The 10,879-nt window shown below is 48.5% G+C and carries 10 protein-coding genes and 1 pseudogene; 5 read left to right on the top strand and 6 right to left on the bottom strand.

What is annotated here, in order from left to right; translation table 11 throughout:
• Both AACU55_RS20605 and AACU55_RS20600 read left to right on the top strand, forming a co-directional pair.
• Window positions 1–164, top strand: a pseudogene (locus AACU55_RS20605) (IS4 family transposase); the annotation flags it as partial.
• Window positions 165–298: 134 nt separating this feature from the next.
• The gene (locus tag AACU55_RS20600) at window positions 299–1,219 is read left to right on the top strand and encodes an alpha/beta hydrolase (RefSeq protein WP_134706011.1); all 921 of its coding nucleotides are present in this window, start codon (window positions 299–301) and stop codon (window positions 1,217–1,219) included.
• Here the strand turns inward: AACU55_RS20600 and AACU55_RS20595 are convergent.
• The gene (locus AACU55_RS20595) at window positions 1,197–1,532 is read right to left on the bottom strand and encodes a hypothetical protein (RefSeq protein WP_134706010.1); all 336 of its coding nucleotides are present in this window, start codon (window positions 1,530–1,532) and stop codon (window positions 1,197–1,199) included. The two genes, AACU55_RS20600 and AACU55_RS20595, sit on opposite strands and share 23 nt — an antisense overlap.
• Window positions 1,533–2,161: 629 nt before the next feature.
• Here AACU55_RS20595 and AACU55_RS20590 point away from each other — a divergent pair.
• A complete protein-coding gene (locus AACU55_RS20590) occupies window positions 2,162–3,298 on the top strand; it encodes a porin (RefSeq protein WP_112151027.1) in 1,137 nt (378 codons plus the stop codon).
• 66 nt (window positions 3,299–3,364) lie between these two features.
• Here the strand turns inward: AACU55_RS20590 and AACU55_RS20585 are convergent, their stop codons facing one another.
• Entirely contained in the window at window positions 3,365–3,586 is a 222-nt protein-coding gene (locus AACU55_RS20585) for a hypothetical protein (RefSeq protein ID WP_013577139.1), read from the bottom strand.
• A 470-nt stretch (window positions 3,587–4,056) separates the two neighbouring features.
• Here AACU55_RS20585 and AACU55_RS20580 point away from each other — a divergent pair, with 470 nt between their 5' ends.
• Complete coding sequence (locus AACU55_RS20580) at window positions 4,057–5,274, top strand: type II restriction endonuclease (RefSeq protein WP_134706009.1); 1,218 nt, start codon at window positions 4,057–4,059, stop codon at window positions 5,272–5,274.
• Between the two features lie 20 nt (window positions 5,275–5,294).
• Here the strand turns inward: AACU55_RS20580 and AACU55_RS20575 are convergent, their stop codons facing one another.
• From AACU55_RS20575 to budA, 4 genes are all read right to left on the bottom strand, one after another.
• Entirely contained in the window at window positions 5,295–5,765 is a 471-nt protein-coding gene (locus AACU55_RS20575; protein WP_134706008.1) for a very short patch repair endonuclease, read from the bottom strand.
• Between the two features lie 5 nt (window positions 5,766–5,770).
• On the bottom strand, window positions 5,771–7,195 hold the full coding sequence (locus AACU55_RS20570) for a DNA cytosine methyltransferase (protein WP_134706007.1): 1,425 nt from the start codon (window positions 7,193–7,195) through the stop codon (window positions 5,771–5,773).
• 216 nt (window positions 7,196–7,411) lie between these two features.
• Window positions 7,412–9,088: an acetolactate synthase AlsS gene (gene alsS, locus AACU55_RS20565; RefSeq protein WP_112197408.1), complete on the bottom strand. Its 1,677-nt coding sequence runs from the start codon at window positions 9,086–9,088 to the stop codon at window positions 7,412–7,414.
• A gap of 27 nt (window positions 9,089–9,115) precedes the next feature.
• On the bottom strand, window positions 9,116–9,898 hold the full coding sequence (gene budA / locus AACU55_RS20560) for an acetolactate decarboxylase (protein ID WP_134706006.1): 783 nt from the start codon (window positions 9,896–9,898) through the stop codon (window positions 9,116–9,118).
• A gap of 104 nt (window positions 9,899–10,002) precedes the next feature.
• Here budA and AACU55_RS20555 point away from each other — a divergent pair, with 104 nt between their 5' ends.
• Window positions 10,003–10,875, top strand: coding sequence for a LysR family transcriptional regulator (locus AACU55_RS20555; RefSeq protein ID WP_013577134.1), 873 nt, complete (start codon window positions 10,003–10,005; stop codon window positions 10,873–10,875).
• Window positions 10,876–10,879 lie beyond the last annotated feature (4 nt).

The raw sequence follows: 10,879 nt of genomic DNA, 5'->3' as shown, positions 1-10,879 counted from the left end.
TGCCGTGGGCATCAGCGGGAGCCATCCCGGGTCATCTGAAGCATTTTTACAGCAACGCAGCGATGCTAAAACTGCCCTCGAGACGTGAGCGTGAATATGTCAGGGAAGTGAGAGAAAAAAGGTCGAAATATCCCTTAAAAAACAATGCCGGTCACCTTAAGTGACCGGCATTAACCTGCGGGTGGCTTTTTTTATGTCTAAAATCAGTTCATTTGGGCTTTTTGTGCACTTTCCACCCCCTCTCATGCGATTTACACTGATGTAATAATTACCCACCCCCAAATCAGGAAAATTCTTCATGGCACTGGAACCCGCAATCGCCGCGCTTGTTAATGACTTCATCGCTGCAGGTCGCCCGTCGTCGCGCAGTCAGACTTTTGCACAGCGCCGCGCCGGATATATCGCCAGCACGGTTTTAGCGGGTGATATTGAGCCACGTGCAGAGGTTGAGGATGTGGTTATCGACGGCATCTCGTTACGCATCTTCTCGCCGCTGAATGCAGAAGGCGCACTGCCTACCGTTATCTATTATCACGGTGGTTGTTTTGTCAGTGGCGGTTTTGCAACGCATGAAAATCAGCTGCGTCAGCTTGCTTATTACAGTGGCTGCCGGGTGATTGCGGTTCAGTATCGTTTAGCGCCTGAACATACTTATCCTGCGGCGCATGACGACGCAGAGCTGGCGGCAAATTTTATCTGGCAGAACGCGGAAAGGCTTGGCGTTGAACGCAGCCGGATAACACTCATGGGCGACAGCGCAGGCGGACATCTGGCTCTGATCACCGCGCTGCGCCTGCGAAATACCGGGCAGTGGCTGCCGCATCTGCTGGTACTGATTTACCCGATGCTGGACGCGACGGCAGCATCTGACAGCCACAAGCGCAATGGCGATGATTACGTGCTGACCAGCGACACGCTGCTCAGCGGGTTCGAAGCTTATTATCCGCAAACGGATTTCATGCATCCAGAAGTCAGCCCGTTATGGCGTGATGATTTTTCTGGGTTGCCTCCGGTTCACATCATCACGGCGGAATACGATCCGCTATGCGATGAAGGTGAAGCGCTGTTCTCCCGGCTGACAGAGCAGGGCGTGAATTGCACCGCACAGCGCTATCTGGGGGTGATCCACGGTTTTTTCCAACTCGGTGGAATCAGCCAAACAGCGCGTAATGTTATGCAGGATATCGCCGCGCGTGTCAGTTCATCGGATACACCGTAAGCTTTTTGCTTCTTGCGAGCCCGCTGTTGGCCTGCTCGCATAATTCAAAGAGCACAGGGATCAGGTGAGCGGAAGCTTTCAGATAATCGCTGACCTGCGCAATCCCTTCCGGGAGCAATATCTCGTTGTTCTCCAGTCCTTCGCTTAAACACAACAGCCCCTGACATAATCCGCCGGCGGATTCTGACGCCAGCGCATTGAGGTCATACAGCTGAGCATCATCAAAGTGACTGAAATCCAGCCCGGCGATAAGCGAGCGAAAGACGGAGATAGAGTTAGTAGTGAACGCGGTGTGGTTATCAGAATCAGTCATACAAGTCATTCCATTGTCAGTGAGTCGAGGCCCCCGGTACTGGCGAGGTGATTGCCGCTGCCAGAGAACTTTATGCCTGTTCGTACGCCAAAGAAATAACCTGTTTATATTTACAGTGTTTTGTTGTCAGATCTGGAATGTGTCTCGCAAAATCCGTTCCGGGAATTGGGGATATTCACCACCAGAACGCTATTCATGAGATAAAAATTGAAATGGGTGAATAAATAACAGTGTTTACCGGATATTATTCTGGCGATGTTGAAAACCACTCAAATTAAAATAATGAAAGCGGTGGGTTGTCACGTAGTGTTATTATCACGCTGGCATGATTTACTTATTGATGCTATTTTTTCGATGTAATTGTTATTAAATATTTCAATTCTGGTATTCTTATCATTTACGATTGATGGATTACTCATCGTATTGATACCTGTTTAATCAATAATACAAATAATGTTTCTATGAGTTACATTTAAAAACCTGTTTGTTTAATAATTCACCTAAACATATTTTTCTCTTATAGGGAACTTTCTGAATTTTCACTTTGTCCCCCGTCATACCTATGTTAATTATTTATACGCGGCGCAAGACCGCACACACATCACATAAATAATAAAGACAGGGTAATAATGAGCAATTTAAAAGCGTCAATCTTAATTGGCGGCGTCGTGCTGTCGGCATTATCTGCCAGTGCGCAAGCCGAGATTACTGTTTTAGATAAAAATCCTCAAAGTAATGCTTTGCTGGCGCCATTAAGCTTGCAGGTCGGCGGGAGCATCCGCCCAGAGTGGATTTTCAATAACGGCCCGGAACCGGGTTATTATAAAAATGGTCACGATGGCGGCACCCGTTTCCGCTTCCGTGGTGATTATAAACTGACGCAAGACACCTCCGTCATCGCTTACTACGAGCTGGGTGTGGACATGGCGAACCTTCTGGGTATGAATGATCATTATCCGGAAGGCGGTCAGCGTGATACTCAGCGTCAGTTATATGCGGGCTTTAAAGACGATCGTTACGGGACATTAACCTACGGCCACCAGTACGGTATTTATTATTCCGTTGTCGGGATTAAAAGTGACGTCTGGGATAACGATGGTCATGCGGGCGGTACGGGTATTGGTATTAACGGCAGCTACGATGGCGCGAATAAGCCGAAAAGTAGCCTGAAATATACCAACGACTTTGGCCCTGTGACGTTATATGCCAACTATTTATTGCCGGAAGACGAAATTCAGGCGGGCGAGAATCAGCATTATCGCCGCAATAATGGTGGCGGTTTAGGGTTCGATTATAAACTCACCAAAGATTTAGTCTGGAGTGCGGCTTATAGCCTGACTGATGCCACGGTTAAAGATAATCAATATAACGAAAAAGATTATCATCAACAGTTATCTGGTACGGCTTTAACCTGGCAGCCAAATAACTGGTACATCGTCGGGACCGGCAGCTATTACAAAGATTTCGTGCCGAGCACCCGTGAAAATCCTGTCGATCATTACTTCGCAGGCAGCGGTTACGGTGTGGAAGGTTTCGTCGGTTATACCTTTAATATCGACAAGCCGTTCCTGAAATCGATCCAGCCATACGTTGCAGCCGATTCCCTGCAACTGAAAGGCGGCGAAGAATATCACGCGAACCACGTTTATCTGGGCGCGGGTACCACCATCGGTTACGGTTTGTCTGTTTACGTGGAGCGCACATTAGCGCACACCACCGACGACGAAGCAGACGCTACCTGGGTTACCGTCTTCTACGATTTCTAATTCACATGCCTCGTGGATCATCAGGCCAGCGCATTTGCGCTGGCTTTTTTACGTCTGCAAATCTGCTTAATGCGCCAGTGCTTCCGCGACGTCAATGCTCACCACATCATCCTCGCTAATCGGCATTTCCAGTGTCTGATACAGCACTTCAAGCCGTTCACACAGAATATAGCTCAGCAGATCTTTCGCCTGCGGATTATCCAGCGACACAATGGCATAAGACAAGGCACGACAGTGATCGACGATCTCTTCCAGTTCCAGCGGGGTATTGTCGTAAAGGTTAGGCATTGTGGGCCTCCGGTGCGGAGGTTTTTGAAAAAGCAGTGTTAGAAAATTCCATTTTAGTACTCCAGCTGATAGTTGATTAACTACCTCCAGAGACGCTAATCCCGATGGTGGTAGCTCAAACAGCGTTAGCGTTCCGGCCAGTCTGGAATCCGGTGCTTCGTGAGAAGCCACTGTCTGAGCCACCATAATTTGGGTGAGTGCAGACCGTACCACATTTACCCTATTTTCATAGAGTTGATGGCACCAAACTGGAACAGAACGCTAATTCTGACTGCGGGTTTTGCCGCAGCGATGAGAGCTTATCCTTCACAGGATGCTAAGGAAATGGTCTGGATGAATTTACAGTGACTTGCTTCCATATTTGGAAAGAGGATCGCTTTTTATGTATGCCAATAGCCTCGTTTGAAAGATTAAGTTAAAGTTCTCACTATTCAAAAATTTGTAAAAGTTATAGAACTAAGAGGCTTAACTTGAAAACTTTAGATGAGTTCATAAGTGAAAAAGCAAACCCTGAATGGGTTATCTACATGAAACGCTTATCTGCTAATGATACTGGTGCTACTGGAGGTCATCAGGTCGGGATTTATATCCCAAAAATTACTCGAGATATATTATTCCCTTCAATAAATAGAGTGGATTGCGAGAACCCGAGTATACCATTGTCTGCCAAAATAGTTTCACATGATATCGAAGAGCAAACTGTTAAAGCTATTTATTATAATAGTAAGTTGGCCAAACAACAGAAGAAAGGTAGAAATGAATCAAGAATAACTTCCTGGGGCGGAAAAAAAAGTCCTATTCAAGACCCTGAAAATACAGGTTCATTACTCATTCTGGCTTTTAAAAAGCAAACCGCACTTTCAGACTGTATGTATCTCGAAGCATGGATTTGTCGCTCTATAGAAGAAGAGGATTTATTAGAGACTATAACAGGGGAGATCCTTCCTGGCACATCAGTTTTTAATTCCGGAGATAGTGTGTTTGGCGGTGTAACTGCCATTCAGGAAAATAAAACAAATAAGAAATTTAAAATTCCTGATGGGTGGGCTACGACGTTTCCTTCCGGAAGTGAGATAATCTCTTATCTCCCTAGTTTATTTAAGTTTAAATCAACCACCCCTGACTCTCTTATTCTCGAGAGAAGGAAGGCGGAGTTTTCTCTGTTTCTTCATATTGAAGAATTTCATGTTCTTCACAAAATAAAAGATGGTTTTAATAGTGTAAATGAATTTATAGCCCTTGCTAATTCTGTTAGTAATCGTAGGAAATCCAGAGCGGGTAAGTCCCTGGAACTCCACCTTGAGGTTATCTTCAAAGATAATAATTTATTTGATTTTTCAACGCAATGCGTTACTGAAGGTAATAAAAAACCTGATTTTATATTCCCTTCAGGACAGGCTTACCATGATTTCAACTATCCAGAAGAAAAACTGAGAATGCTTGCTGTCAAAACAACCTGTAAAGATAGATGGAGGCAGGCAATTAATGAGGCTGATAAAATAAAAAAGGTACATCTATTTACTTTACAAGAGGGCGTCTCAGTAAATCAGTTTAATGAAATGAAAGAGGCTGGTGTTATTTTGGTTGTTCCAAAACCTCTTCATGAAAAATATCCGAAAGATATTAGGATGGAACTTGTTACTCTCGAAGATTTTATTGAGGGAACTAAAGTTATTTATCAAATATAATTAGGTATTCACATTGCTACTTATGGCAATGTGAATATTCCCTTTGTATCGATGTAAGAGGTTTTTGTGGAGCTACATAACCATTCTTCAATTCGTTCAAGGATGTCATTATGTGGCAATTTTTTGCGCCCTCTTAAACTACATTCCCATACAATTAAAATACGCCATCCATTATCTGATAGATCTTGCATAACTCTTTGATCATTTCTCACATTATTTTGAATTTTGTTCATCCAAAAATCAGTTCTGGTTGCAGGGATTTTGAAAAGATAGCAATTATGATGATGCCAGAAACAACCATGTACAAAGATAACTGCTTTGTAGTCATCAACGACAAAGTCTGGTTTTCCTGGTAAATCCTGACCTTGTTCCCGGAAGCTGAAACCAGCTTCTACAAGTAAATCCGAAACTTTTTTTTCAATGGCTGTGCCACGATTCTTAATTGCTCGCATATTTTTTCTTCGCGTCTTTGAATCGTGGACATCAGCCATTGGAGTTAAGCTGCCTTATCAGATTTAAGTTCAACAGCTTTCGCAATGTAGGGGGCGAGTAATTTTGCAACTGCCGCAAAGACAGGGACTACAACCGAGTTACCGAATTGTCGGTATGCTTGTGTGTCAGAGACAGGGATACGGAAAGACTCTTTTCCCGGCTGCTCGAATCCCATAAGGCGTGCACATTCTCTCGGCGTCAGACGACGTGGTCTGTTGATTTGATTTTCAGGATTATCAAATTCAGTTTCTCCCAATTCTCTATCCCAGCCCCGGTCAATTAAGATTTCAGAACCATCTTTGTGGTAACGGGCAGAGAGTGTTCTTGCAACCACAGTTGGATTTTCAGGATCAACTAAACCAAAACCAAAACCGTTCCCCTTGGCCTGATGCTTTTTGGCATAATTGTATAAATACTTCCAGAGAAGTGGGGTGAGAATGTACTTTTTATCGTATTCGGTCTGAAGGAGCTGCTTAAAGGTGATGCGCTCCTGGGGGAAAAATTGACTGATATTTTTAAGAGTAAAATCTTTACTAATGTTCAGCGAACGGCGAAATCCAACCAATACAATTCGTTCACGATGCTGAGGAAGGAAATGTTTCCCATCGATAATTTTTGGATCGCTGGAACCCGTGATATCAGCGTCGGCGACGTCGTAACCTAGTTCATCAAGTGTTTCCATAATGACTTTAAACGTTTTTCCTTTGTCGTGACTTTTGAGGTTTTTAACGTTCTCAAGCACGAAAATGGATGGCTGCTTCGCTACGATAATTCGGGCCACATCAAAGAACAAAGTACCCTGAGCCTCACATTCGAAACCATGGGCTTTGCCCAAAGAATTCTTCTTTGACACACCCGCCAGTGAGAATGGCTGACACGGGAAGCCAGCCAAGAGTACGTCGTGGTCAGGAATTTGCTTATCGATGTTTTGGTAAGCTTCTTCAACGTCGATTTCCTGATTATCACTCAGCGTGATTTCTCTGATATCTGAATTAAATACGTGTTCAAATGGGTCGCTATACCAGTTTGCCTTGTATGTACGAACGGCATCTTTGTTCCATTCACTGGTAAAGACACATTTACCACCAATGTCCTCGAATCCTTTGCGGATACCGCCGATCCCGGCAAACAGGTCAATAAAGCGGAATTTATAATCCGGATGAGTTTTAGGTGGTTTTGGAAGCATGCTTTTCAGCGTGATAATTTCACATTCGGTAAGTGGGCGTTGAGTCGCTTTACCGTTAAGCCAGCGATTTAAGGATTCACGCGACCAGTCGTTGTTATACTCGCGCAGCGTCTCAGCAATAGCCTTTTGGTCATATATTTCCAGCAAACGGCGTACCAGTGATTTATCACTTTCAAGCTGAATCTTCATGCTTTCTTCTGCTTTTTTGATTTGTTCTATAGTTGAAGCTTCAGTGGTTTTCATTTCACAGTTTCGCTTTTAGGGAAGAATGAGTGACACTTTATCACTCGTTTGACCCAGAGGCAAAATGAAAATATGTATATCTGTACAGTATTTTTCTGGGCTGACTTAATTTAGCAACCCAGAAAAGCTCTGTCTCTCGATGAATGGTATTTACTTCCAGGATGTCTCGCAATTCTGGAATGTAAAAGCTGCAACTAACGCTCAGAACCCCACCCCCTAAAAAATCCTTCCCATCTCCAGTTGCCCCATCAGCAGCGCGTTATCGCTGTAATCCACCGGGACGGCGACAACGGCGGGGCCTTGTACGTCCATGGCGGCGCGCAGGGTGCTTTCCAGCGTTTCGGCGGAGGTGACGGCAAAACCTTTGGCGCCGAAGGCGTCGGCGTAGGCTTTGAAATCAATCGGGCCGAACTGGATGCCGGAGGTGCGATGGTATTTTTTCTCTTCCTGAATCGCCACCATGTTGTAGGCCTCATCGACCCAGATGATGTGCAGCAGGTTGACGCCGAGGCGTACGGCGGTTTCCAGTTCCATGCTTGATTGCATAAAGCCGCCGTCGCCGGATACGGAAACCACTTTGCGGCTGGGATCGACCAGCGCAGCGCCAATCGCCCACGGCAGCGCGACACCCATGGTTTGTTGGCCGTTGGAAATCAGCACCTGACGTGCACGGAAGCTGTAAAGGTAACGGGCGATCCAGATGTGAAAACTGCCCATATCAACGCACAGGGTGACGTCGCTGTTGACGATGTCCTGCATCGCGCGCACCAGACGCAGCGGATGGATGGCAAACTGGTTCAGGCTGCGGCCTTTCTGGGCCAGCAGTTCGCGCTGCTGGCGGCGATCGTCGAGGATCGCAATAGCAGAAGCACTCAGATCGATGCGCTGTGGGATCTGCTCTGTCAGCAGATCCAGTGTGTCGGCGATATCGCCCACCAGTTCGACGTCCGGCAGATAATCGCTGTCGGTTTCGGCGGGCATCACGTCGATGTGAACCAGTTCGGCGCTGCCGTTGCTCCATTGCACCGGTTCATACTCGACCGGGCTGTAACCGATGGTGATGACCAGATCTGCGTTACGCAGCAGGCGGTCACCGGCCTGATTGTTGAACAGACCGACGCGACCGGCGAAGCGATGGAACGAAGCCTGATCGATAACGCCTGCCGCCTGATAGGTGCTGGTGACCGGCAGATCGCTTTTATGCAGCAGACGGCGGATCGCCTCGGCGTTGCGCGGCTGGCTGGCCATCAGGCCGAGCAGCAGAACCGGATTTTTGGCCTGTTTCAGTAATTGTGCGACCTGCAATATCGCGTCGTGCGGCGCGCTGCCCAGTACCGGCGGTTGCGAGGTCAGGAGTTTGCCGCTGGCCGGTTCATTGACGATATCCATCGGCAGGCTGATAAACGCTGCACCCGGACGCCCGAACTCGGCGGCGCGAAAACCATTCGCCAGCACTTCGGCCAGCGCGGAAGACGAGGTGACTTCGGCGGAATACTTGGTGACCGGGCGGAACATCGCGACGGTGTCCATGGTCTGGTGCACCTGTTTAACGTGGTCGGCGCGTTTCACCGCGCCCCCTAAAGCCACCAGCGGATCGCCTTCGGAGGTCGCGGTGGCAACGCCGGTGATCAGGTTCGAACAACCGGGGCCGGAGGTGACCAGCGCGACGCCCGCTTTCCCGGTCAGGCGGCCGACGGCACCGGCCATAAAGGCGGCGTTGGCTTCGTGACGAACCGGAATGGTTTTGATGCGGGAATCGACCAGCGAATCGAAAACACGATCGATTTTTGCGCCGGGAATGCCGAACACGTGTTTGACACCCTGTGCTTCAAGCTGCGCGACGACCAGATCCGCACCGCATTTCCATTCGCTTTGGCTGTCTGAATTTTTCATGGCTTTATTCCTTTTGTCTGCGGACTGTTAACTTTCAACGGACTGAATCGCATCATTTAAATCGTCAGGGCATAAGTTGGCGTGCAGGAAATCGCTGTCCTGCGGAAAGTCGATCAACAGCTTTTCGACTGTGCCGAAAGTCAGCACGCCGCACTCAACCTGGTAATCCAGCACATGGCCGCCGCTGCTGCGTGTCTGATTGATGAAATGTTCGTGATAGCCCGCCACGTTGATGCCCTGCATATACGCAGGTGTCAGAAAGCCAATCAGCACGCCCTGGCTGTTTTCAATATGAAATGTTGGCTGCGCTTCGATGGCTTCGAGCATCGGTTTATAAGGGCGGTGCTGTTCCGGTACGGTGCGAGTCTCGACGCGGCTGAACTCACCATCAATGCGCAATGCGCAGAAGGTGTTCTGGCTGGCGACGGCGTTATCAATTACGGCGTGGATTTGTTCACGGCTGTGCGGGCGGTCAATCACGTATTCATTAGTCGGGTTAAAGAATGTCATGACGGCGAAGGGCGTTTTTTGTTCAGGAAGGGCGCGCCGGGCGCTGCCGTCGCCACGCAACTGGAAGATATTACTGTTGAATGCGATCAGTTCGCCGTCGAGATGGTTAAAGGTGCCGAGGCCAAAATCGCCGTGTTTCAGCAGGTCCGCCATCGTGGTGTCGCCTTCATAGACGCCGCTCAGCAAGGCGCTCATCAGTGACGACTGATAAAGCACGCGGTCAGGATGCTGATGTTTAAACGCCGTCGCCGTGCGGGCAATATCGGCGACGCAGGAACAGGACTCAGAATGGCTTTTCATGCAGGAGGTCTCCGTCGAATAATTAACTTTGCTAACTAAAAGGTTGACCCCATTCCGTCCTGAGTTCCAATATAAGGAGGTGTTTACTTTGAGACGTTTTTGATATGGAACTTCGTCATCTGCGTTATTTTGTCGCGGTAGCCGAGGCGGGCCACTTCACCCGTGCTGCCGAACTCCTGGGAATATCCCAGCCTCCCCTGAGCCAGCAAATCCAGCGGCTCGAACATGAAATCGGAACCCCTTTACTCAAGCGGCTGACCCGTGGCGTTGAGCTGACCGAAGCCGGAAAAGTGCTGTACGACGACGCACAAACCATCATCAAACTGACCGATGCCGCCTTTGAACGTACCCGTGCGGTGGCACGCGGCCTGAACGGTACGCTGCGCATCGGTTTTGCCACCTCAACGGCCTTCAATCCGCAGGTGTTTGAGCTGCTGCATCGCTTCCGTGACAAGTATCCGGGCATGGTGCTGGAGCCGCAGGAAAAAGATATGGCGGGGCTGATGACCGCGATGAGCGAGGGCGCGCTGGATGCGGCGTTTATCCGTCTGCCTTGCGAGCGCAGCAAGGAGTTCAGTTATAAGGTACTGGATATTGAGGAAATGATGGTGGCGTTGCCGAAGAAGCATCCGCTCAGTCAGGGGAAAGAAGTCCGGCTGGCAGCGCTGCGCCACGACACGCTGATCACCTTTCCCCGCGATTTATCGCCGGGGCTTTATGATGCCGTGACACAGGCGTGTAAAGAGGCGGGATTTTCGCCGCGCTACGGGCAGCAGTGTCCGCAAATTACCTCGGCGCTGAGTATGGTGGCGACAGGATTTGGTTACGCGCTGGTGCCGGCGTCGCTGAGTAAGATTGATGAAACCAATGTGCGCTGTCTGCCCCTGGCAGGGCAGACATTAACGACGCAGATCGCGCTCGCCTGGCGCAGAACGGATAACTGCAAGGCGGCGCTGCATATGGTGGGATTACTGTAAAAAG

Source organism: Rahnella sp. CJA17(1/100), from assembly GCF_963881615.1.
GTDB lineage: Bacteria > Pseudomonadota > Gammaproteobacteria > Enterobacterales > Enterobacteriaceae > Rahnella > Rahnella aceris.
The sequence above is the reverse complement of the archived record's forward strand: the minus strand, read 5'-3'. Positions and strand labels throughout refer to the sequence as shown.

Bases quoted from the DNA above. Each gene is read 5' to 3' on its own strand.
- AACU55_RS20600 (WP_134706011.1), top strand. From the start codon at position 299: ATGGCACTGGAACCCGCAATCGCCGCGCTTGTTAATGACTTCATCGCT.
- AACU55_RS20595 (WP_134706010.1), bottom strand. From the start codon at position 1,532: ATGACTGATTCTGATAACCACACCGCGTTCACTACTAACTCTATCTCC.
- AACU55_RS20590 (WP_112151027.1), top strand. From the start codon at position 2,162: ATGAGCAATTTAAAAGCGTCAATCTTAATTGGCGGCGTCGTGCTGTCG.
- AACU55_RS20585 (WP_013577139.1), bottom strand. From the start codon at position 3,586: ATGCCTAACCTTTACGACAATACCCCGCTGGAACTGGAAGAGATCGTC.
- AACU55_RS20575 (WP_134706008.1), bottom strand. From the start codon at position 5,765: ATGGCTGATGTCCACGATTCAAAGACGCGAAGAAAAAATATGCGAGCA.
- AACU55_RS20570 (WP_134706007.1), bottom strand. From the start codon at position 7,195: ATGAAAACCACTGAAGCTTCAACTATAGAACAAATCAAAAAAGCAGAA.
- alsS (WP_112197408.1), bottom strand. From the start codon at position 9,088: ATGAAAAATTCAGACAGCCAAAGCGAATGGAAATGCGGTGCGGATCTG.
- budA (WP_134706006.1), bottom strand. From the start codon at position 9,898: ATGAAAAGCCATTCTGAGTCCTGTTCCTGCGTCGCCGATATTGCCCGC.
- AACU55_RS20555 (WP_013577134.1), top strand. From the start codon at position 10,003: ATGGAACTTCGTCATCTGCGTTATTTTGTCGCGGTAGCCGAGGCGGGC.